Source organism: Nocardia alni (genome assembly GCF_019038435.1).
Taxonomy (GTDB): Bacteria; Actinomycetota; Actinomycetes; order Mycobacteriales; family Mycobacteriaceae; genus Nocardia; species Nocardia alni.
Genome location: NZ_JAGPOX010000114.1, coordinates 1 through 21,820 on the forward strand (window position 1 = coordinate 1; position 21,820 = coordinate 21,820).

Consider the following 21,820-nt stretch of genomic DNA (forward strand, 5'->3'; position numbering starts at 1 on the left):
TGTACCACCCTAAAAGACCCTGAAGAACATTTATTCGTAATTAATCCAACTGCACTCTTTTTTTTTAGATGTGTATTAGAGACAGGGTAACCGGGATGGCTCAGCACCCACGCGCCCCAGCCCGCGCCGACCACGTCGACGTTGTTGAGCAGCAGGCGATTCACCTTCACGGTCGGGATGTCCCCGCCGGTGAAACCGACCACCAGCAACCGCCCGCCGGGCGCGAGTGAGCGGATGCTGTCGGTAAACCGGTCGCCGCCGACCGGATCCAGCACGATGTCGACGCCGCGACCGCCGGTCAGCTCCTTCACCGCGGCCGCCCAGCCGTCGGTCAGGACCACGTCGGTCGCGCCGTTGGCCCGCGCCACCTCGGCCTTCTCCGGCGTGCTGACCACCGCGACCACCCGGCTCGCGCCCAGGGCCGCGGCCATCCGCAGCGTCGAGGTGCCGATGCCACCGGCGGCGCCGTGTACCAGCACCGACTCGCCCTTGGCCAGCCTGCCCCGGTTGCGCAGGCAGAAATGCACGGTCAGATCGTTGAACAGGATCCCGGCCCCGGCCTCGAGAGAGACGTTGTCCGGCAACGGGAACACCATCTCGGCGGGCACCGCCGCGACCTCGGCCATGGCGTTGCCCAGCATGGTCAGCGCGACCACCCGATCACCGGCCCGCACATGCGCGCCCTCGGGCGCCGAACGCACCACACCGGCGATCTCGCCGCCCACCACGAACGGCAGTTCGGGCTTGATCTGATACAGCCCCTGGGTCATCAGCACGTCCGGGAAGGCGACCCCTGCCGCGTGCACGTCGATCAGCACACTGTCGGCGGCCGCACGCGGCTCCGGAATCTCGACGACCTCGATGGATTGCGGACCTTCGAGCTTGCTCACCTGGGCTGCACGCATATACGACTCCAATCTAGGGCCCCTGGTAGATCACCGTAATCCGTTCGCGGACGGGGCTGTCCCGGGGCGCGGGTTTTGCTACGCTTTGGCCACTCGAGCTGTGAACTCGTTTGTACAAGAGGGGGACGTCTTGGCTCCGGAACCAACTATGAACGTCGACACCACGGCGTTGAAGACCTTCGTCGGTGATCTTCGCGACGAGGCCGGTTCGATCGGCACACTCCAATCCGGCATCGGCGACGCGATCGGGGCGCTGCCGGGCACACCGTGGAGCGATACCTGCACGCAGGCCAAGACCTCGGTCGACAACGCCATGAAGCGCATCGGCGACCGGCTGACCACCCTGGCCGACAGCGTCGAGAAGGTCAGCACCTCGCTGGAGATGACCGACCAGCAATTCAGCGACGACCTGACGAAGATCGGGCTGCACGGATGACTCTCACGATTCCCGATGTGCAGAACTGGAAACCGGATGAGCTGACCACCGCGAGCGCCGCGATCGGCAAGCTCTACACCGGCCTGGACCAGACCGTGAAAGACAGCACCACCAAGATCGAATCGGTGGACTGGAAGGGCAACGCCGCCACCGCGGCCAAGACCCGCATGGACCTGGAGAAGACACGCGCCTCGGCGGTCAGTCAGGCACTGATGGGGCTGCAGAAGGCGTTCACACAGCAGGTGGACAACCTCGGCAGGGCCAAGACCAAGGTGTTGCAGATGCGCGACAACGCCCTGCACGTCCCCGCGCCCAGCACGATGCCCGCCTTCGACGTCGCCCCGGACGGCACCGTCGACCCGCAGAAGCGCGTGGACTGGCTGAACCAGCACCGGGGCAAGCTGACCGACGCCGAGATAACCGCGCAGACCACCCAGATCCGGGCCGACGCCGCCCGCTGCCAGGCCGATATCGTGCAGGCCCTCAAGGATGCCGAAGGCGTTGCCGAACAAGCGGTCTCGGCGGTGAATACGGCCAAGGGCACGGTGGACAGCGCATACGCCGCGCTGGGCGATCCCGCCACGGGCGCCGGGGCGGCCGCCGCACCCGCACCCGCACCCGTCGCGCCGACCGCGGTGAGCGCCCCGTCCTCGACGAATTCGACGCCCTACCACGCGGCGAGCTACACCTCCCACGGCGGTGGCGGAGGGAGTTCCTACGGTGGCGGTGGCGGCTCGCACATGTCCTTCGGCAGCGACGCACCGCTGAGCAAGCCGTCGGGCAATGTCGCGCAGTGGATCGCGCAGGCCAAGCAGGTCCTGATCTCGATGGGGTATCCACCCGATCAGATCAACGACGCCGCCATCGCGACGATCATCGAACACGAATCGGGCGGCGACCCGAACGCGATCAACAACTGGGACAGCAACGCGGCCGCCGGGCACCCCTCGAAGGGCCTGATGCAGTGCATCGACAGCACCTTCAACCAGTGGGCCGCGCCCGGCCACAGCGACATCTGGAATCCGGTCGACAACATCGTGGCCGGCTGCCGCTACTCGATCGGGAGATACGGCAGCCTGAACCAGGTCCCCGGCGTGGTCGCCGTATCCAACAACGGCAGCTACGTGGGCTACTGAACCGGGCGGGCGCCGCTACAGCGGCGCCATATCCCGTTCCGTCCGCTGCGCGGCGACCGTGCAGTCACCGGGGACTTCCTGCTCCGGTTTGGTCCCGTACAGCGCGATCTTGCGGTCCAGCACCGCCAGGGTCTGATTCAGCTCATCGATTTGGGCCAGCACGTCGGCGCGGGTGCGCTGGAACATCTCGAGGCGCTGCGGGTAGGTGGATTCCCCGGCGCGCACGAGTTCGGCATAGCGGATCATGTCGGCCACCGACATTCCGGTGCAGCGCAGCCTGCCGATCAGGGCCAGCCAGTCCAGGTCGCGGTCGGTGAAGCGGCGCTTGCCGGTGTGGTCGCGGCCGACCGAGGTCAGCAGGCCGATCCGTTCGTACCAGCGCAGCGTGTCGCGGGTCAGACCGGACCGCTCGGAAACCTCGCCGATCGAATAGCGAGGATGCTCGTAGTCGGGTTTGCCGTTATCGGTGATTCGGTCCCACGTCGCCGCGCCCATGCCTGCCACCCTTCTGCCTCGACCCCACCACCGTAGCCGCTTGGAGCGGACTCGAACTACAGTAATCCGCTCGCGATCGTGCGCCCGGCCATGCCGTCGAGGACTATCCGGGTAGCCCGGCGAACATGCGAACGAGCCAGCGGAACCACTGCGGTCGAGACAGCGGCAAGCTGCCGGGTACGTCCAAAATCGGATCGGCCGCCAACCGCCGGCACGCATGCACGACAGTCAACGGCCCTCACCCACGCGCTGAAGACGCGGAGAGGCGGACGAGCGAGGCGGACGAGCGAGGCGGACAAGCCTACGCTGGACCCATGTCCAAAAATATCGACCGGACCAGGGCCCGCTCGGCCCTGGAGACGGTCAGAGAAAGCCCGGTCATCGCCGCCATCGCACTGCTGCCGGTGGTCGTGATCCTGGGCCTGGCCTGGTGGTTGACCAACTGGTTCGTGGCCCTGGTGCTGCTGATCGTGTTCGGCGTGGTCGTCGTCGTCCGCGGCAGGATCATTCACTGAGGCGAATCGCGTCCTGAACCACGCCGTCAGCGCGGCACGTGGAAACGCACCAGCTCGCCCGTTCCCGCGTCCACCCGCGCCCACGGCCGGTCGAATTCGAGCACGGCCAGCGCCGAGGTGGGGAATTTGCGACCCAGCTCGACCGCGGCCGCGCTGTCGCGGTTGGCGGCCAGTTCCAGGGCCGTCCACGGCATCCCGGGCGCATGGCCGACCATCAGCAGCGTCCGCACCTCGTCGGCGGTGAGCTGGACCAGCTCGACGAGCGCGCGCGGTGCGGCCTCGTAGATCGACTGAGAGAACTCCACGGGCGCGGTGATACCGGTCCGGTCCAGGGTCTGCCGGGTCCGCACGGCGGTCGAACAGCACACCGCATCGATCTGTGGCTGCGTCGCGCGCAACCAGTCCCCCGCCAGCCCGGCCTCGCGTCGCCCGCGCGCCGCGAGCGGCCGTTCGTGATCGACGACCCGTTCGGGATAGTCGGACTTGCCGTGTCGCATCAGGATCAAGGTGCGCACCATGGGACAACCGTAATCCGCCCTGGACGACAGGCTGGTCCGAACCCGCCGTCCGCGCCCGGCTCGCGTGGTTCGCCCGGCGCCGAAGGTGTCTGTGAGCCGCCTGATGAGAGATCGCGATCACGCTCGAGGCACACTGAAGGTGGCGTCACATCGCTTGCCCACCGGCAATAGCCGGTACGGGGTGTGACGCATGCCCCACCGAACCCCGGTCGGGGTACAGCCCATGATTGTTTCGAGGATCTGCGAGATATGGCCTATGTGATCACGCAGCGCTGTTGCAATGACGCCAGCTGCGTACCCGAGTGCCCGGTCGACTGCATTCGCCCGACTCCGGAGCAACCCGAGTTCGCGACGACCGAGCAGCTCTACATCGACCCCGACACCTGTATCGACTGCGGTGCCTGTGTGGATGCCTGCCCGGTGGACGCCATCTTCTCCGAGGACGATCTACTGGCCTCCCTGGCGCGCTTCAGTGACATCAACGCAGCGTATTTCAAGCGTCATCCGCTGGAGTCGAATTTCGATCCACTGGTGACGCCCGCGCGCCCATCGAAGGATCTGGGCACCCTGCGCGTCGCGATCGTCGGCGCGGGCCCGGCGGCCTGTTACGCGGCCGACGAGCTGCTGCGCAGGGCCGATGTCGAGGTGGAGATGTTCGACCGGCTCCCGACCCCGTACGGTCTGGTCCGCGCCGGCGTCGCACCCGACCATCCGGGCACCAAGAACGTCTCGAGCATGTTCGAGAGCGCGTTCCGCCGCGAAACCCTGCAATACCACCTCAACGTCGAGGTGGGGAAGCATATTTCGCACGAGGAGCTGGTGGCCCACCACCACGCGGTGATCTACGCGGTCGGCGCCTCCACCGACCGGCGGCTGGATGTGCCGGGCGAGGATCTGCCCGGCAGTCATTCCGCGACCGAGTTCGTGGCCTGGTACAACGGGCACCCGGACTACGCCGACCGGACCTTCGATCTGTCGGGTGAGCGCGCGGTCATCGTCGGCAACGGCAATGTCGCCCTGGACGTGGCGCGCGTGCTGACCCTGCCACCGGAGGAGCTGGCCAAGACCGATATCGCCGACCACGCCCTGGACGCGTTGCGCCAGAGCAACATCCGCGAGGTGGTCGTGCTGGGACGACGCGGCCCGCTGCAGGCGGCGTACACCTCCTCGGAGTTCCTGGCGCTGGGCCACCTGAAGGGCGTCGACGTCGTCATCGATTCGGCCGAGCTGGAGCTGGATCCGGAAAGCCTTGCGCTGCTGAATGATTCGGACATCGAGCCCTCGCAGAAGCTGAAATACGAGCTGGCGAGGGAATACGCCGCCGAGAGCCCGGATCCGGCGAACAAGCGCATCGTCTTCCGCTACCTGGCCTCGCCGACCGCGATCACCGGCGACAACCACGTCGAGGCGATCACGTTCGCGCACAATGAACTGGTCTCCGAGAACGGCGTCCTGGTGGCCCGGGCCTCCGGCGAAACCGCAACCCTGTCCGCCTCGCTGGTGCTGCGCTCCATCGGCTACCGCGGCCAGCCGGTCGGGGATCTGCCCTTCGACCAGCGCAGCGGCACCGTCCCGAACGAGCACGGCCGGGTCGTCGCCGACGGCTCCCACCTGCCCGGAATCTACGTCTCGGGCTGGATCAAACGCGGTCCCCGCGGCGTCATCGGCTCCAACCGGGTCGATGCCACCGAAACCGTGGAACAACTGCTCGCCGACTTCACCTCGGGCAAGCTCCAGGCCCCGCAGGGCGACCGAGCAGCGCTGAAATCCCTTCTGGCCGGGCGGCAACCGGATCTGGTCGACCGGGCGGGCTGGAAGGCAATCGACGCCGCCGAGCGCGGCGCGGGCAAGTCCGGTGGACGCCCCCGCGTCAAGCTCACCTCCCGCGAAGACCTGCTCAAGGCCGCACGCGGATAGAAGTCATCCGAATGGCGCAGCCGGATCACCTGTCCGGCTGCGCCATTCGGCGTCTGCGGGCCACCGGTGCGAGGGTGCTCGCCGATCTCAGTTCGGCAGGGGGCCGATGCGTACCGCCGTCGTGGTGTCGCCGCCGACCGCGAACCACAGCCGCAGCGCGGGATCGCCGCTGCGGTCGCCGGATTCGAAGCGGCTGCGCACGCTGATGTGCTGGCGGGCCAGCACCGGGGCGATGTACTCGATGACCGCGCGGTGCGGTCCGACGACGAGCTTGGGGTGGTCGATCAGGTAGTGCTCCACGGCCTGCCAGTACATGGCGTTGTTGACGTGGTTGTACTGGTCGATGTCGGTGGCACGCACCGGAAACGGCAGATCGGTGTCCGATTCCGGCGGAACGGCGTCGGTCAGCCAGGGGCGCCAGCGCAGGCGCGTCTCGTCGGTGGTCTCGGCCAGGTAGGCCAGGCCCGCTTCGCTGATCCGGGTCGGCATATTGGTCGATTCGTTGAGGTTGATCCAGAAACCCTCGGTCTCGATCAGGCCGCCGCGCTCGCTGGTGATCCGCACCCGCATATTCGTCCAGCGGGTCGACATCGCCGAACACCACCGCCGCAACTCCACCCGGTCCGGCCACAGGATCGGCCGCACCACGTCGATGACCGTGCGCCGGACCACCCAGACCGGATCGGTGCGATGGAAGAAGGTGCTCTGCATCTCCTCCCAGGCGATGTCCTGTAGGTAGCGAGCCACGGCATCGAGCCGAAGACGGTTGTACGGATCCACATCGCCGGCCCGGACGGGCCACGCGGTGGCGAAGCCGATGCCCTCCTGGGGGCTCGGGACGAGTGACTCATCGAGTGACACTGGTACTCCTCGCGCTGCACGGTGTGCCGCGTTCTCGTGCGGTGCTGCTTGTCACATGACTTTACGGTGTGCACGTCCAAGCGTTACGCGGAGTTCCTGTCCCCATACACAACGGCGTGCGGTTTGCTCCGCGGTGGCCGCGACACAGCGCAGCCGCCGCGGACTCGGGCCGCGGCGTATGTTCACATGCCGCCGGTTGCACACCGTGCCCGATCGCGGGCATCGTTCGATATGCCAATGTAGGACGGACGGGACGCACCGAATACCCGCAGACTTCAGGAGTCGCCGATGACCTCCGCCGATATCCAGGATGTCGTCAATGCCGGGCTGGCCGGACTGACGGCGATGCCCGCCGCGGACGAGCACTGGCTGACGTTCTATCGGCACCTGCACGCGCACCCCGAACTCTCGGGCGCCGAATTCGACACCGCGCGGCTGGTCGCGGACGAGTTGCGGGCGATGCCAGGCTGGGAGGTCACCGAGGGCGTCGGGGGAACCGGCGTGGTCGGCGTGCTGGGCGGCGGCCCGGGCCCGGTGATCTGGTTGCGCGCGGATTTGGACGCGCTGCCGGTGCAGGAGGAGACCGGCCTGGACTACGCCTCCCGGAATCCGGGCGTCATGCACGCCTGCGGGCACGACGTCCACGTCACCGCGCTACTGGGCGCCTGTGCGCGGCTGTCCGCCGAACCAGGACCGCCGGGCACGGTCGTCGCGGTGTTCCAGCCCGCCGAGGAGGCCGGCGCGGGCGCGCAGGGCATGCTCGCCGACGGCATACTCGAGCGGTTCCCGCGGCCGCGGATCGTGTTGGGGCAGCACGTCGCCCCGCTTCCGGCCGGGGTGATCATCAGCCGCGGCGGTCCGCTGATGGCGGCGGCGGATTCGATCCGGGTGCGGCTGATCGGCGCCGGCGGGCACGCCTCGATGCCGCATGCCGCGGTGAACCCGCTGACCATGGCCGCCTCGCTGGTGCTGCGGCTGCAGGAACTGTCAGCACAGCACAGCTCGCTGCCCGCCCCACCCGTGCTGACACCCGGGTCGCTGCACGTCGGCACCCGCGCGAACATCATCGCCGACGAGGCCGAATTGCAGCTGAGCCTGCGGACCTTCACGCCCGGCTCGCGCGAGACCATCCTCGCGGGGATTCGCCGGATGGCCGAGGCGGAGGCGAAATCGGCGGGCGCGCGGCAGGATCCGGTGGTCGAGATATTCGACAGCTTCCCGTTGACGGTCAACACCGCACCGGATACCGATCGGCTGCTGGCGACGTTCGTCCAGCACGGCTTCCCCGCCGTGCCGCTGCCGAACCCGGTCACCGGTAGCGAGGACTTCGGCCTGTTCGGCACGGCCGCGGGCTGTGCGTCGGTCTTCTGGCACATCGGCGGATTCGCCGCCGAGCGGTACGCCCCGGACGATTGGGTTCGCCTGTTCGAGGAGCAGGTGCAGCCCGCCTGGGCCGCGTCCAACCACTCTCCGCGGTTCGCGCCCGACCCGGAGCAGACCCTGCCCCCGGCGATCAACGCGATGGTCGTCGCGGCCCGTACCGAACTCACCGCCGGCTGAGTCATCGTCAGAACCTCCGGGCGCCGGTGATCGACATCTCGTCGAGTGGCGCCGTCGTCACGCCGGTGCTTTCGGTGCCGGCGTGGATGATCCTGCCCCCGCCGGCGTAGATCGCCGAGTGGCTGCCGCCGTTGTAGGACACCAGGTCTCCCGGCTGCAGATCGTTCAGCGGGACCGGGGTGCCGGAGTTCAGCTGTTCGTAGCTGGTGCGCGGCAGATCGACACCCGCCTGCGCGTAGGACCACTTCACCAGACCGGAGCAGTCGAAAGCGTCGGGTCCCGCGGAACCGTAGCGGTAGCCGGAGCCGAGCTTGGAGCGTGCGGCTTCCACGGCCCTCTCGCCTTTGGTCTTGTGCGGGGTCATGGCGTGCGGAGCCATGGCATGCGGTGTCAGAATGTGCGGCGCCAGGGACTGTGCGGGCGGCGGGGTGACCGTCATCGCCTCGGGGTAGGGCGCCGGAGCCATCGACTGCGGAGCCAGCGGAATCATCGACCGCATTTCCGGAACCGCGAACAGACTGTGCAAGTCGATTCCCGGAATGGCGGATTCCAATTGTCGGACCACCCCCGGGACGGAGAATTCCGGCGCGGCGGCAGCCGGCGCGGCGGGCTCGATGCGCGGCGTATTCGCCGCATTCCCTACGGCCGGTGTCGGCGCGGCGGTAATCGAACGGAGAGAATCCGTCACCGCAGTCGGAATCTGAATACCGTTCGGAACTTCGATCACGCCTACCCCCGGAACCGGCAGCGGCTGAGCCGATGCCTGGCCGGTGGTCAACAATATGGCACCGACCGCGCCGACCGTGGCCGCACCGACTGCCAGTGCGAACCACAGCACCCGCCGCAGATAGCGGATATATCGGACGTCGTCTGTTCCTGCGCTCATGTTGCGGTCCTCCGATCCTCGCGCCGAGGGTCGATCGGGGCCGTGCGACGCCGCGTCCTGTGGCGCGGGTGACTCCCGTCGAGCTCCTCGAAAAGATTCGAAAAACATCACGGTGGAGCGTTCCAGTCGAGCGGATCCGAGGGGCAATAATTCCCGTCGATAGGGCAAATTAAAGGAAGAAACACACCTTTTATCGATAACGAGACGGTAAATAATAGGATAACGGTCTATATCGAAGAAATGCCCCGCAATGCATTGTTCGCATTGCGGGGCATTTCGAAAAAGGAATTCAGGCGCTGATCTGCTGCTCGATCTGCTCGGCCAGGCCGCGCAATTTCGCCGCGAACTCCCGGGCCGCCGCCGGGTCGCCGCCGGACCCCTTGACGATCCGGCGGGTCAGCGCGTTCAGTCGCGATTCGGCGGTGCTGAACAGATCGGCGGGGCGCTCGGATGTGCCGTCCGCCAATTCGCCGCGCAGCCAGGACTGCAACCGCCGTACCGTCTGCTCGCTGTCGAATTCGGGCCGATCGCCCTCGTGCGCCAGCACCGCGACCGCCTCGCGGAGTTTACCGGCGGTGACCTTCAGATCACCCGCCGCGAGCGTGGCGTAGACGGTGACGGCCGCGTCCTCGCCGTGTTCGGCCGCCACCGGCAGCAATTCGCGGATCTGGCCCTCGTTGATGCCCGGCGCCATCGGGTGCAGCCGGGCCGCCAGCGGCCAGGCGCGAATCAGCTTGTGCGCGTAGGAACGCTGCATATCCCAGCGCTGTTCGACATAATCGTCGAAACTCGCGTAGGCGCTACGGTAGAGGCGTCCGTCGCGCACGATCTGCAGCGCGCGCCCGGCAGCCCAGAACGCGATGCGCAGCGTCCCGATCGAGGATTCGCACGCCGACAGCTGGGTCTGCTCGCCCTCACTGAGCGGGCCGTCACCCGCGGCGGGCAGCGGCATCGTCAGCACGTTCGGGCCGAGATCGATATCCCGCACCATGGCTTCGGATATCGCGGCGGGCACGACCGTCAGGGTGTTGCCGGAGCCGTCGGCCGAGCGTTTCCATTCGGCGTCACGCAGTGGCGAGACCGCGGGCGTATGTTCGGCGGAATCGGCCAGCGGATTGGCGAGCACGGACTGCGCCGTACCGCCGATCATGGATTTCCTGCGTTGCGGAGGCATCAGGCGGGCACCTCCTGGGGTTGGCGGGCCGGTGAAACCGGCGGAATGGGCAGGCGCGCCGCGGCGCGATAGGGAGCGACCAACTCGTCGCCCACCTGACGGTATTCACCGAGATCCAGCAGCGGATTCTCCGCGCCTTCGCCGACTTCCCCATCGGCGGCCTCTCGATACCATTTCCAGGCGCTCACATAGGATTTGAACACGTCGTAATCCGCATTTTCCAGATGTGCCCGCTGCGTGCGATATTCGGTCGAGACGTTGACACCATTTTTCATGGTCACCGGAACCTTCGTCATCAGGACACGGACCCGGATTTCCCGAGCCGCGTCCACGGCCGCCTCCTCGGCGGCCCGATATGTGCTCGGCACTCGTTTCACCTCCGAGGGACTCACGCTCGTCAACAGCACCAGCTCATCGGTCGACGGAATGGCGGCCTTGAAGATATCCGCCGATTCACCGCCGGCGTCCACGATCACCACGTCGTAGTCCGCGGAATTATCGGCGATACAGTCGCCGACGTGCCGGGACGGGAATGCGATGAGCGTGAACGGCATTTCCACTTCACCCTTGGTGAGGCGCCGATACCAGGAGTACCCGGTCTGGCTCAGCGGGTCGGCATCGATCACCAGCACCCGCAGGCTGTGCACCTGCGAGAAATAGCCCGCGAGAAAGAAGGCGGACGTGGTCTTCCCGACCCCGCCCTTGAGATTTCCCAGTGTCACCACCAGGGGCTCGGGTAGATCCAATTCGGCAACAGAATTCGTCATGGACGGTCCTCCAGCAGTAGGAGAAAAACTGTGCGCGGTCAGTTTTACATTGCGAGACTCCGAATCGTCCGATTTGCTCGGCGTGTCCAATTGGACACAGCCGATCAGTCGTCGAGAAGTGCGTCCGCGAGCCCGCGCGCGTATTGCTCGTCGGTGCCGGGAATCGAGAACACCACCCGGAAGTACAGCGGCGCGACGATCCGGTCCAGCACGGCGTCGAGCGACGGCGCTGGCTCACCGCGGTCGCGCGCGGCCGCAAGCATCGGCTCGAATCGATCGCTCACCCGGCGCAGACATTCCCGCATCACGGCCCGGCGCTCGTCGATGTCGGCGGCCACCTCGGCACGGAAGAAGGCGATGCCGCCGGGCCTGCTCAGATCCTCGAGCGTCCAGGCCGCATGCGCGGCCAGATCCTCCCGCAGATCATCGACACACTCGGGCGCCGCCTCGGAGCGCCGCGCGTCGATATCGGCCAGCAGCTCGGGCAGGCCGCCCCACCGGCGGTAGATCGTGCTCGCGGTGACCCCGGCACGAGCGGCGATGGCCGGAACCGTCACGTTGGCGGGACCGCACTTGGCCACGAGATCCGTCGTCGCCCGATGCACGGCGTCTCGCACCCGGGCGCTGCGGCCGCCCGGGCGCCGGGTGGGGGGCTCGGGGTCCATCTCCCCATACTAAAGCAAAGATGTTTGCGTTAATCGCAGACCTGCCGTACGGTCACTAAAGCCAACATCTTTGCTTTAGGAGATACGATGACCGACACCGCCCGTACCCTCGGCACCCGGTTCCACGCCGCCCTGTCCACCGGCGACTGGGCGGGAATCCGCTCCCTGCTGCACGACGACGCCACGTGGACCCTGCCGGGCGACAACGCGATCTCGGGCGTCGCCGTCGGCGGGGACGCCGTGGTCGAGCGCGCCCGCACGATCGCCGGGTACGGCCTGAACTTCGACCTGCTGCACATCCTGGTCAGCCGGGAGAACATGGCCCTGTCGCTGCACAACACGGCCCGCCGCGGCGATGTGGTGCTGGACGAGTACCTGTCCACGGTCTGCCGTCTGCGCGAGGGCAAGATCGCCGAGATCGAGACCTACCTGTCCGACCTCCCCGGCATGAACGCCTTCTTCGTCTGATCTGCTCCCCGCCACCGGCGGGTACAGTGGCTGCGTGCACCGAATCTTCACCATCACCCCGCCTCCTGCCTTCTGAGCGGGGTGGCTCAGCGGCCGGGTAGCGACAGCTCCCCGGTCGGTCATTGATACCTGTTCGCGGTACGCGCATCGGTAGCACTCGTACACCCCGCGTCGTCGTATGTCCTTTTTCCTCGACGCAGGAGCACAACACATATGTCCGTCGACGTCGTCGCGCCCGCGCGCGATCGATCCGCCGTTACTCTCATCATTGCCGGAATCCTTTGGGGCACAGGAGGTTTATCGGGTTCCCTACTCGCCCGGCAAGCACATCTGCAACCACTGTCCGTCGCCGCCTACCGGCTGCTGCTCGGCGGCGCGATCGCGATCGCGCTGCTCGGTCTCTCCGGTGGGCTACGCGGGCTGCCGCGAAGCCGCGCCGCGGTGCGCCGCATAGCGCTCACCGGCGCGCTGCTCGGCTCCTTTCAGGGAGCCTATTTCATTGCGGTGCAGTATATTTCGGTTAGCATCGCCACCATGGTGACGATCGGGACGCTGCCCGTCTTCGTCGCCCTCGGTTCGGCGATACGCACCCACCAGCGGCCGGACGGGGCGACGCTCGCGGCGATCGCGGCCGCCGTGACCGGCTTGGCGCTGCTCACCTGGTCACCGGGCGGCGCCGCGACCGGCTGGCGTCTGGCCGCCGGTGTCGGTTTCGCACTGCTGGCCGCTGTGGGTTTCGCGATCCTGACACTGCTCACCCCCACCCCCGTGGAGGGTCTGGATCCGTTGCGCACCACCGCATTCGGCATGCTCACGGGCGGCCTGCTGCTCACCCCAGCGGCCTTGGCCTACGGCATGGCCCTGCCGCTGCGACCCGACACGGTGGCCACGGCGGCCTACCTGGGCAGCGTGCCCACCGCCATCGCCTACACCGCGTACTTCAGGGGACTACGCACCGCAGCACCGATTTTCGCGGCGATCGCAGCGTTACTGGAGCCGCTGACCGCCGCACTGCTGTCCGCGTTCGTACTCGGTGATCGGCTCACCCTCGCGGGGTGGTGCGGCGGCGCACTGCTGATCCTCGCCCTGGTTGTGAGCAATCGCCGATGATCGAATAATCGGTTGCCGCCGAGACGATCTCGATGATCATCTCGGCGGCCACCGTGATCCCCGGCCGCCGGCACGGCTCGGGAAACACTCGGGTCACGCCGGTTCGGCGACGACTTGCGGCTCGACGACCACCGGCCGGGGGAAGGCGAGCTTGGTCGACAGGTAGGCGAAGACGGGGCCGAGGAAGTTCATCACGACCACCGACACCCAGGCGGCGAGCAGATTGCCCTTGTCGAACCCGAATCCGCCGAAGTAGGTGGCGAAATAGGAGGCGAAGCCGAAGAACATCCCCGGGATCAGCGAGAACATACCGATCCGGCCCGTATACATCAGCGCGCTGTTGACCACCAGGATGATCAGCGCCAGCACCGCGTCCTGCGCGAACCGCGAATGCCCGAAGGCCGTGCCGACGTGCTGATCGACCAGCACGATGAGCATGGCGAAGGTGGATCCGGCGGGCATGGCGGCCCACAGCTTGCGGGCCACCGGCAGGGACGGCCCACCGGCCAGGAAGGTGCCCGCCCAGCCGATGAAGATCGCCCAGGGCGGCAGGTTCAGGGCGGTGCCGCCGATGAAGGCGGTCAGGCCGGCCAGCAGGGAGGCCACGATCTCGTGGGGGACGCGGTCACGCATGGGACAGAACTCCGGAATCGGGATGTACAGGGGAAATAGTGGGGCGCAGCAGTTCTCGCGTTCGGGTGGTGCGGGCCACCACCCGGCCGCGCTTGAGCACGTAGCAGCGGTCCGGCCGATCCAGCAGCGCGTCGGCGACCCGATGGGTGGACAGCACCACCAGGTCGGCCGCCGCGCCCACCCGCAGGCCGTACCGGTCGCCGATCCCGACGATGCGCGCCGGGACCTCGGTGACCATGGCCAGCAGCCGGGCCATATCCGCCTCACCCGACAGGTGCGCGGTCTGTGCCAGAAAGAGCCCGATATCGAGCAGATCGGCATTGCCGTAGGGCGTGAACGCGTTTCGCACATTGTTGGAGGAGACCGCGGTCAGCACGCCGGCCTCCCACAGCTCGCGGACCGGTGCGATGCCGCGGCGCACGGCGATCGGGTCGGCGCGACCACCCAGATGCATATCGGTCGCGGGTAACGGCACCACGGCCACGCCCGCCGCTGCCAGGCGCGCCATGGTGGCCCGGCGCTCGGCCGGGGGCCGCCCCGACAGGGATGTCATGTGCCCCAGCGTGACTCGCCCCGACATGCCGGTGCGCTCGGTGACCTCGGCGACCCGGTCGGCCAGCGCGAACCGCGGGTCGGCGGCGTCGTCGGCGAAGTCCGCGTGGATGTCGATCGGCACGCCGAATTCGGCCGCCAGCTCGAAGACCAGCTCGATGTGCCGATGACAGTCGGCCAGGTCGGCCTCGTTGTAGCAGCAGCCACCGACCACGTCCGCGCCGCGCCGCAGCGCCTCACGCAACAGGTCCAGGGTGCCCGGGGCCTTCAGGATGCCCTCCTGCGGGAAGGCGACGATCTGCAGATCGAGCAGATCCCGGTACTCCGCACGCAGCTCGAGCAGGACCTCGACACCCAGCAGCCCGACGATCGGATCGACATCGGGATGTGCGCGAATCACCGTGGTCCCGTTCGTGATTGCCAGGTCGAGCACCTGACGAGCCCGGGCGCGCACCGATTCGGCGGTGAAACCGCGCTTGAGCTCCCCGGTGACCGCGATCGCACCGGCCAGGGTGCCGTCCGGATTCGGCCGCTCGCGGTCGAGCAGCGCCTTGTCGACGTGCAGATGCGATTCGACCAGACCGGGGATGACAACCCTACCGGCACAGTCGATCTCGGTGATTCCCGAGACCGCCTGGGCCGGGCCGATGTCCGTGATGTGGCCGCCGGTGACCACGATATCGACCGGGTCGATGTCGTCGGCGATGCGTGCGGCGCGCAGAACCAGATCCGCCATGTGTACCTCCGAGAAGAGCAGGAGCACACTCTGTATAGGAAGGCCGTGTTTCCGCCGCCCGCGCGATATTTGTCGGCGGCGTTACCAACTCCTCGCAGGACCGGCCGGATGTTTGCCGAACGACGAGCACAGGGGGCATACGCCGACTCCTCGCGACATCGCGCGAAACCTGCCGGACACAGGGCAACTCATCGGCAATCATCGAAACCGTGCGCCGGTGGCACTTCTCACAGGCCCTGGTCGGGACCGCACGCACGGTGGTTGTATACGACCACTCTCCTGTCTCGCCGAAAGATCGTTCGATGAATCTGTTGCAATCCCGTTCCGGTCCCCGTACGGGTGATGTGTACCTCGCGGCGGATCCGGAGTTGATCTCCTGGGGACTGCTGCCCAACGCGCTGGCCGAGCCCGTCCTGACCGTCGCCCCGGACACCGTGGTATGCCTGGACACGATCAGCCACGAGGGCATCCTCGAGGATCAGGGCCGCGATCCGGCGGCCTTCTTCGCCGCTGCGGGGATCACCGGAATCCTTTCCGATACAAGCCTTGTCGCCCAGGCGCGGGCGCACGATCCGGCCGTCCAGGGGCCGCATGTGATCACCGGACCGATCGCGGTCACCGGCGCGCAACCCGGTGACGTGCTCGAGGTGGAGGTGCTCGAGCTACGTCGCCGCACCGACTACGGGGTGATCAGCAACAGACACGGCAAGGGCGCGCTGCCGGGCGAATATCCACGCCCGCCGCAGGACCACGACCCGGGCGAACCGGTTCCGCCGACGTGCACGATCGCGACCGTCGACGCGACCGGGCGCGGGGTCATCGCCGTCGGCGACGGCCGTGAGCTGCGCTTTCCGCTCGCCCCCTTCCTGGGCATCATGGGTGTGGCCGCCGCGACCGAGGAGCCGGTGCATTCCGTGCCGCCGGGACCGCACGGCGGCAATCTGGACATCCGGATGCTCGGCGTCGGCGCCCGGCTGTATCTGCCGGTGCAGGTGCCCGGTGCGATGTTCTACGCGGGAGATCCGCACTTCGCGCAGGGCGACGGCGAGGTCGCGTTGACCGCGTTCGAGGCGCCGCTGCGCGCGACCGTGCGGCTGCGTCTGCACACCGATCCACAGATGCGTGCCCTGGCCGCGGTGCTGGCGACGCCGTTCGCCGAGACCCGCGACGATCATCTGGTGATCGGCCTGGACCGTGATCTGGACCTGGCGGTGGCCCAGGCCACCCGCAACGCGATCGCGTATTTGGCCGAGCGGCACCGGATTCCGGGCTCGATCGCGCTCGCCTATCTCTCGGCGGCCGCGGATTTCCGTATCTCCCAGGTGGTCGATGTCGTCAAGGGTGTGCACTGCTGCATCCGCAAGAGTGATCTCGAGGGGCTGTGAACGGATTCGTTTCCTGGCTCCCGGTCACCGACGCGCCCGCGGGACGCCGGCTGGCCGTGAAGGACGTGATCGACGTAGCCGATATGCCGACCGGCGCGGGCAATCCACGCTGGCTGGCCACGCATTCGATCCCCAAGCACGATGCCGCGGCGGTGCGGGCGCTGCGGGCCGAGTTCACCGTGGTGGGCAAGACGCACACCGACGAGTTGGCCTACAGCCTCACCGGAACCAATGCCCACTACGGGACCCCGGTGAATCCGGCCGCGCCGGACCGGATGCCGGGCGGTTCGTCCAGCGGAACCGCCACCGTGGTCGCGGCCGGGCTGGCCGACCTCGGGCTGGGCACCGATACCGCCGGATCGATCCGCGTACCCGCCTCCTATACCGGTCTGTTCGGCCTGCGCCCCACACACTCTCGCGCCCCACGCGCGGGAATCGTGCCACTGGCGCCGTCTTTCGATGTGCCCGCGCTACTGGCCCGCGATCTGACGACGCTGGGCGCAGGCGCCAGGCTTCTGCTGGACGACGTCGGAGCCGCCGCCCGGCCGCGCACGATCTGGTGGCCCGCCGATGTCCCGGTCGCCGAAACGGTGCGAAAGGTGTTGCGTGGCACCTTGACCCGGCTCGTCGGCGCCGGATTCGAACTCACCACGACACCGCTGTTCGACACCGGCGGCTGGGATCGGGTGCGCGCGGCGTTCAGTACGGCACAGGCCGCGGAAGTGTGGGAACAGCACGGCGAATGGGTGCGGCAGGAGCGGCCGATCTTCGGCCGCAACGTCTCCGCGCGTCTGGAATTGGCCGCGGAGGTCACCCCGCGCATGGCCGCCGAGGCCCATGCGGTGCTGCGCACGGCCTCGGATCGGATCCTGCGCGCCCTCGCGGACGACCGCGTGCTCGCCCTGCCCGCCACCCCGTATCCCGCACCGCTGCTGGCGGATCCGGGGTCCGGACGCGCGGCGGTCGTCCGGCTCACCTGCCTCGCGCCCATTCTGGGCGCACCCGCACTCAGCCTGCCCGTCACGCGCATCGATGGCCTGCCCCTGGGGCTTTCGCTCATCGCGTCCCCAGGCAGCGACGAATCACTGCTCACCACGGCGGAACTGCTGCACTGACCCCTTCGGTCAATCGCCGAACAGCTGGGCCATCGCGGCACGCGCGGCGGCGTCGCGGGCGGCCAGTTTGTTCAGCTCCTGCGCCAGCTCCGTGAGCCATTCGTCGATACCGACCTGTTTGCGGCTGATCGTCACGCCGCGTACGACGCTGCGCACCTCGGCCTCGACGCCGCCGCGCCGGCCTTGGCGCAGCTCGAGCTCCCGTTCCGGCGCGTGCACCCGAACAGCTACGGCCTGACCGGGTTTGCCACTCATCCGGTCGCTCATGCTGCGCCGGTAGTCGACCTCGACCATGCCCTCGGGCAGCGCGTCGCCCAGCACATTCGTCAGGACCCGGCCATAGGATTCGACGTCGCCGCGGTCGGCCCGCAGCGAGGCGATCATCATGTGCATATCCCAGATCGGGACGATCTCTCCACCCGTCACGACCGCACCTCTACGAATCCACCAGCGGCAGCACGAGTTGCGGTTTGGCGATGTGGTGATCGCTGCGCAGCGGCCGGATGGCGGTGCCGATGGAGAAGAATTCGGTGGTGTGCCCGCCCCAGCGGTGCGGCAGTGACAGCAGCTGCACCCCGACGATGCCCTCCGCGTGCAGGCCCTCCGCCTCGGCCTGCATCCGGGACATGGCCAGCTCGCGCGCGTCGTACAGCGCCTCGGTGTACTGCGGGATCTCCACGTTCTGCCCGATGTTGCCCAGCGCCTGCCGGAACCGTTGGTGCGCGATGTGATACACGCACGTCCCCATGACCATGCCCAGCGGCGCGTACCCGGACTGGATCAGCGTCCAGAAATCCTGACCGGACAGATCGGAGGTGAACGGCTTGTTCTGGTTGTTGCGCCAGGAGCCCGTATCCGGCGACTCCTCGGCCTTCACCGCTGTCCCGACCGCGATGAATTCGGCCAGGTCGCTGCCGAACTCCTTGAACTCGATGTCCAGGCGCACCCCGACGATCCCGTCGGCGCCCAGCACGTCGGCCTCGGCCTCCATGCGGCTCATCGCCAGTTCCCGCGCGTGGTACATCGCGTTCGACAGCGTCTCCAGCTCCTGGTTCTTGCTCCAGCGGCCGAACTGGAAGCCGACGTGGTAGATGCTCGAGCCGAGCACCATGCCCAGCGGCCGGAATCCGGCCTCGCGCACCAGCAGGAATTCGTTGACGCTCAGGTCCGAGGTGAACAGTGTGGTGCTCTGGCCCGGACGCATCTCGTTCAGGCGGCGCATCGCATCTTCGGGGATGGTCTGCTGCTGCTCGTCGGCACTGGTCATAGAGTTACCGCTTTCTCGTGGGGCCCTGCTGCACAGACCGCAGCGGCATGATCGTCAGAGCGTTGCGGGGTGCGCGCGGACCGGTGTGGAAGCGGGATATCGCGGTGCCGAAGACCTTCGCCTCCGCGCCGAGCAGGATGGCGTTGTCGTCACCCTCCTCCCAGGTGCGCAACTGGATATCCGACACGATGGCCCCGTCGGCGCCGGCCTCGCGGGCCTGGCCGCCGAAGGTGTCCCTGGCCTGATGCCGGACCAGGGTGACCAGCTCCGTCGGGCCGGCGACCTCCGTATTACCGGCCATGACGCTCATCTGATTGCGGCTGCGCCAGTCCAGGTACTGCGCCTGCACCGCGATGCCGATGGCGATCCGGGCCGGCGCCCATCCCGCCTGCATCAGCTTAGCCACGTCCGGACCGGACAGCTCCGTGGTGAACGGCTGCGCGGGCCGCCGCGTGGATCGCGCCCGGACCGCGCTGCCGAGGGCGATGAATTCATGGTTGCTCTGGCCCAGATGGCTGCGGGTGATCCGCACGTCGACCACGCCGTCCGCGCCCATCGCGGCCGCCTCGGTGACCATCCGGGCCAGGGCGGTGTTGTAGCCGTGATAGAGCGCCTGCACGTAGGGCCGGAAGTCGACCGCGTACCCGTACGACATCCCCATCCCGAAACCCGGCGCGCCGTAGCCGCCGTAACCACCCGTGGCGGTCCAGCCGATCTGCTGCACGATGCAGCCCATCACCTCCGCGACCGGGGTCAACCCCACCGATTCGATACCGACCGCACCCGGCACGGACAGCAACGATGTGCGCACACCGGAGGTCGAAAAACGCGCCAGCCGATCCTGTGCCGCCTGCGGCAGCCACGCGCCGTCCCCGCTCGTCACCTCCCGGCCTCCTTCCCGCGCTCACGCGATCCCCGTCCATCCTTCCACGCCCGAGGACCGCGCGCCGCCGTCCACCAAAGGTGCCTGGCTGTGTCGCTACCTTCGACCGCGCCCAGCGAACATCGCCCTGATAGAGCTCAGTTCGGATGAACTACGGAGGCGGGCCAGCAGACCGGGACGATCTCGGACGGAATCGGGGGCAAGGGCCGAATGGCGGCGGCTGTAGCCGAAATAGATGATCATGCCGATCACGAACCACACCGCGAACCGTAGCCAGGTGAGCGGCTGCAGATAGGTGATCAGCCAGATCGAGAAGGCGATACCGACCAGCGGCACGATCGGCATCAGCGGGGTGCGGAAGGTGCGCGGGATCTCGGGCTGGCGGTACCGCAGCACGATCACCGCCGCGCACACCACCACGAACGCCAGCAGGATGCCGATATTGGTCAGCTCGGCCGCGGACCCGATCGGCATGAGCCCGGCGATCGCCGCCGAAGCCGCCCCCGCGATCCAGGTGATCCGGGTGGGCACGTGCTTGGTCGGGTGGGTCTTGGCGAACCACTGCGGCAGCAGGCCGTCGCGGCTCATCGAGAACCAGATGCGGGTGACGCCCAGCATGAACGTGAACAGCACCGTCGTGATGCCGATGATCGCCCCCGCCGCGATGAGGCTGCCCAGGCCGGACAGGCCGACGGACTTGAACGCGGTGGACAGCCCGCTCTTGGGGTTGATGTCGGTGTAGTGCTGCATACCGGTGAGCACCAGGCAGACCAGCACGTACAGCACCATCGAGATGCCCAGGGAGTACATGATCGCCTTGGGCAGATGACGTTTGGCGTCCACCGACTCCTCGGCCGCGGTGGACATCGCGTCGTAGCCGAAGACCGCGAAGAACACCGTGGACGCGCCGGTCACCGCGCCGCCGAAGCCGAACGGGAAGTACGGGTGATAGTTGCCGGACTTGATATAGAAGAAGCCGACCACGATCACGATCAGCACGACGACGATCTTCACGGCGACGACGGCCGTCTCGAACCGCGCCGCCGCCTTGATGCCCTGGTTGAGCATGAAGGCGATCAGCAGGCACAGCAGCGCCGCGAACAGATCCACCTTGTGACCCGCGCCGGTACCGGGCGCGCCGAGCATCCACACCGGGAGGTGAATGTTCAACTGCTCCAGCAGATATTCGATATATCCGGAGATGCCGATGGCCACGACCGCCACGATCGCGGTGTACTCCAGCAACAGATCCCACCCGATGAACCAGCCCACCGGCTCACCCAGAACCGCATAGCCGTAGGTGTAGGCCGACCCGGCCTTCGGGATCATCCCCGCGAATTCGGCGTAGGACAGCGCGGCCGCGGCACTGGCGACACCGGCGATGAGGAAGGAAATCAGCACCGCCGGACCGGCCGTACCGTGCGCGACGGACCCCGCGAGAGCGAAGATCCCGGCGCCGATGATCCCCCCGACGCCGATCGCGGTGAGCTGCCACAGGCCCAGAACCCGTGTCAGCCCACCGGTCTCGGGCTCGTCGATCTGCTCGATGGGCTTGCGCCGGAAGAGTTCGCGCATTGCTGGACTGGCTGGCATGTGCTGCTCCTTGTACTGACCGATCGGGGCAGTCTAGGTGTGAGCGGTAACACGAAGATTGTCCGGCTTCATGAACAAATCCGGGCGATTTCGTCCGATAAGACAAACCGGTCGGCCATCCGGTATGCCCTTCCGGCGGCAACAGGCGGAATCAACGGCCGAGCGACTGCCGGCGAGGGAGGGGCCGCACAGCCGCGGCCGCGGGCCGAAGGATCGCTGTCACTGCGTCCGGACATCCGAATG

General features: G+C 67.7%; 23 protein-coding genes. 9 read left to right on the forward strand and 14 right to left on the reverse strand.

Annotation, left to right across the window (positions count from 1 at the left end; translation table 11 throughout):
* The coding region (locus tag JZ791_RS32480) for an NADPH:quinone oxidoreductase family protein (RefSeq protein WP_216899753.1) at positions 1 to 905 on the reverse strand (905 nt) is incomplete at its 3' end.
* A gap of 148 nt (positions 906 to 1,053) precedes the next feature.
* Between JZ791_RS32480 and JZ791_RS32485 the strand changes: the two genes are divergently transcribed.
* Positions 1,054 to 1,341 carry an ESX-1 secretion-associated protein gene (locus tag JZ791_RS32485; RefSeq protein ID WP_216899755.1) on the forward strand — a complete coding sequence of 96 codons (288 nt, stop codon included), beginning with the start codon at positions 1,054 to 1,056 and terminating at the stop codon, positions 1,339 to 1,341.
* A complete protein-coding gene (locus JZ791_RS32490; RefSeq protein ID WP_216899756.1) occupies positions 1,338 to 2,477 on the forward strand; it encodes a lytic transglycosylase domain-containing protein in 1,140 nt (379 codons plus the stop codon). Before JZ791_RS32485 ends, JZ791_RS32490 begins: the two co-directional genes overlap by 4 nt.
* Positions 2,478 to 2,492: 15 nt before the next feature.
* Here JZ791_RS32490 and JZ791_RS32495 read toward each other — a convergent pair whose 3' ends face one another.
* Entirely contained in the window at positions 2,493 to 2,972 is a 480-nt protein-coding gene (locus JZ791_RS32495) for a MerR family transcriptional regulator (RefSeq protein WP_216899757.1), read from the reverse strand.
* Between the two features lie 314 nt (positions 2,973 to 3,286).
* Between JZ791_RS32495 and JZ791_RS32500 the strand changes: the two genes are divergently transcribed.
* The gene (locus JZ791_RS32500) at positions 3,287 to 3,487 is read left to right on the forward strand and encodes a hypothetical protein (protein ID WP_216899758.1); all 201 of its coding nucleotides are present in this window, start codon (positions 3,287 to 3,289) and stop codon (positions 3,485 to 3,487) included.
* Between the two features lie 26 nt (positions 3,488 to 3,513).
* On the opposite strand, the gene JZ791_RS32505 is transcribed toward JZ791_RS32500, so the two are convergent.
* Positions 3,514 to 4,005, reverse strand: a complete 492-nt coding sequence (locus JZ791_RS32505) for a SixA phosphatase family protein (RefSeq protein WP_216899759.1) — start codon at positions 4,003 to 4,005, stop codon at positions 3,514 to 3,516.
* 249 nt (positions 4,006 to 4,254) lie between these two features.
* Here JZ791_RS32505 and JZ791_RS32510 point away from each other — a divergent pair, with 249 nt between their 5' ends.
* Positions 4,255 to 5,922, forward strand: a complete 1,668-nt coding sequence (locus JZ791_RS32510) for an FAD-dependent oxidoreductase (RefSeq protein WP_216899760.1) — start codon at positions 4,255 to 4,257, stop codon at positions 5,920 to 5,922.
* An 87-nt stretch (positions 5,923 to 6,009) separates the two neighbouring features.
* Here JZ791_RS32510 and JZ791_RS32515 read toward each other — a convergent pair whose 3' ends face one another.
* The gene (locus JZ791_RS32515; RefSeq protein ID WP_216899761.1) at positions 6,010 to 6,783 is read right to left on the reverse strand and encodes an acyl-[acyl-carrier-protein] thioesterase; all 774 of its coding nucleotides are present in this window, start codon (positions 6,781 to 6,783) and stop codon (positions 6,010 to 6,012) included.
* Positions 6,784 to 7,128: 345 nt separating this feature from the next.
* Here JZ791_RS32515 and JZ791_RS32520 point away from each other — a divergent pair, with 345 nt between their 5' ends.
* Positions 7,129 to 8,343, forward strand: coding sequence for an amidohydrolase (locus JZ791_RS32520; protein ID WP_216899781.1), 1,215 nt, complete (start codon positions 7,129 to 7,131; stop codon positions 8,341 to 8,343).
* A 7-nt stretch (positions 8,344 to 8,350) separates the two neighbouring features.
* Here the strand turns inward: JZ791_RS32520 and JZ791_RS46645 are convergent, their stop codons facing one another.
* The 4 genes from JZ791_RS46645 to JZ791_RS32540 all read right to left on the reverse strand — a co-directional run bounded on the left by JZ791_RS46645 (position 8,351) and on the right by JZ791_RS32540 (position 11,835).
* Entirely contained in the window at positions 8,351 to 9,229 is an 879-nt protein-coding gene (locus JZ791_RS46645; RefSeq protein WP_308163210.1) for a C40 family peptidase, read from the reverse strand.
* Positions 9,230 to 9,518: 289 nt separating this feature from the next.
* Positions 9,519 to 10,403 carry a hypothetical protein gene (locus JZ791_RS32530; RefSeq protein ID WP_216899762.1) on the reverse strand — a complete coding sequence of 295 codons (885 nt, stop codon included), beginning with the start codon at positions 10,401 to 10,403 and terminating at the stop codon, positions 9,519 to 9,521.
* Positions 10,403 to 11,170 (reverse strand): ParA family protein, encoded by a 768-nt coding sequence (locus JZ791_RS32535; protein ID WP_216899763.1) that lies wholly within the window; start codon positions 11,168 to 11,170, stop codon positions 10,403 to 10,405. Before JZ791_RS32535 ends, JZ791_RS32530 begins: the two co-directional genes overlap by 1 nt.
* Positions 11,171 to 11,274: 104 nt before the next feature.
* Complete coding sequence (locus JZ791_RS32540; RefSeq protein WP_216899764.1) at positions 11,275 to 11,835, reverse strand: TetR/AcrR family transcriptional regulator; 561 nt, start codon at positions 11,833 to 11,835, stop codon at positions 11,275 to 11,277.
* An 87-nt stretch (positions 11,836 to 11,922) separates the two neighbouring features.
* Here JZ791_RS32540 and JZ791_RS32545 point away from each other — a divergent pair, with 87 nt between their 5' ends.
* The gene (locus tag JZ791_RS32545; protein ID WP_216899765.1) at positions 11,923 to 12,303 is read left to right on the forward strand and encodes a nuclear transport factor 2 family protein; all 381 of its coding nucleotides are present in this window, start codon (positions 11,923 to 11,925) and stop codon (positions 12,301 to 12,303) included.
* A 213-nt stretch (positions 12,304 to 12,516) separates the two neighbouring features.
* Positions 12,517 to 13,413, forward strand: a complete 897-nt coding sequence (locus JZ791_RS32550) for a DMT family transporter (protein WP_216899766.1) — start codon at positions 12,517 to 12,519, stop codon at positions 13,411 to 13,413.
* 93 nt (positions 13,414 to 13,506) lie between these two features.
* On the opposite strand, the gene JZ791_RS32555 is transcribed toward JZ791_RS32550, so the two are convergent.
* Positions 13,507 to 14,046 (reverse strand): DUF1097 domain-containing protein, encoded by a 540-nt coding sequence (locus JZ791_RS32555; protein WP_216899767.1) that lies wholly within the window; start codon positions 14,044 to 14,046, stop codon positions 13,507 to 13,509.
* Entirely contained in the window at positions 14,039 to 15,334 is a 1,296-nt protein-coding gene (locus JZ791_RS32560) for an amidohydrolase family protein (protein WP_216899768.1), read from the reverse strand. The genes JZ791_RS32555 and JZ791_RS32560 overlap by 8 nt, the downstream gene beginning before the upstream one ends.
* Positions 15,335 to 15,636: 302 nt before the next feature.
* Here JZ791_RS32560 and JZ791_RS32565 point away from each other — a divergent pair, with 302 nt between their 5' ends.
* Both JZ791_RS32565 and JZ791_RS32570 read left to right on the forward strand, forming a co-directional pair.
* A complete protein-coding gene (locus tag JZ791_RS32565) occupies positions 15,637 to 16,719 on the forward strand; it encodes an acetamidase/formamidase family protein (protein ID WP_216899769.1) in 1,083 nt (360 codons plus the stop codon).
* Positions 16,716 to 17,834 carry an amidase family protein gene (locus JZ791_RS32570; protein WP_216899770.1) on the forward strand — a complete coding sequence of 373 codons (1,119 nt, stop codon included), beginning with the start codon at positions 16,716 to 16,718 and terminating at the stop codon, positions 17,832 to 17,834. The genes JZ791_RS32565 and JZ791_RS32570 overlap by 4 nt, the downstream gene beginning before the upstream one ends.
* A gap of 9 nt (positions 17,835 to 17,843) precedes the next feature.
* On the opposite strand, the gene JZ791_RS32575 is transcribed toward JZ791_RS32570, so the two are convergent.
* From JZ791_RS32575 to JZ791_RS32590, 4 genes are all read right to left on the reverse strand, one after another.
* Positions 17,844 to 18,260, reverse strand: a complete 417-nt coding sequence (locus tag JZ791_RS32575) for a hypothetical protein (protein WP_216899771.1) — start codon at positions 18,258 to 18,260, stop codon at positions 17,844 to 17,846.
* 10 nt (positions 18,261 to 18,270) lie between these two features.
* On the reverse strand, positions 18,271 to 19,056 hold the full coding sequence (locus tag JZ791_RS32580; RefSeq protein ID WP_216899783.1) for a heavy metal-binding domain-containing protein: 786 nt from the start codon (positions 19,054 to 19,056) through the stop codon (positions 18,271 to 18,273).
* 49 nt (positions 19,057 to 19,105) lie between these two features.
* The gene (locus JZ791_RS32585) at positions 19,106 to 19,984 is read right to left on the reverse strand and encodes a heavy metal-binding domain-containing protein (RefSeq protein ID WP_216899772.1); all 879 of its coding nucleotides are present in this window, start codon (positions 19,982 to 19,984) and stop codon (positions 19,106 to 19,108) included.
* A 96-nt stretch (positions 19,985 to 20,080) separates the two neighbouring features.
* The gene (locus tag JZ791_RS32590; RefSeq protein WP_216899773.1) at positions 20,081 to 21,577 is read right to left on the reverse strand and encodes an amino acid permease; all 1,497 of its coding nucleotides are present in this window, start codon (positions 21,575 to 21,577) and stop codon (positions 20,081 to 20,083) included.
* Positions 21,578 to 21,820 lie beyond the last annotated feature (243 nt).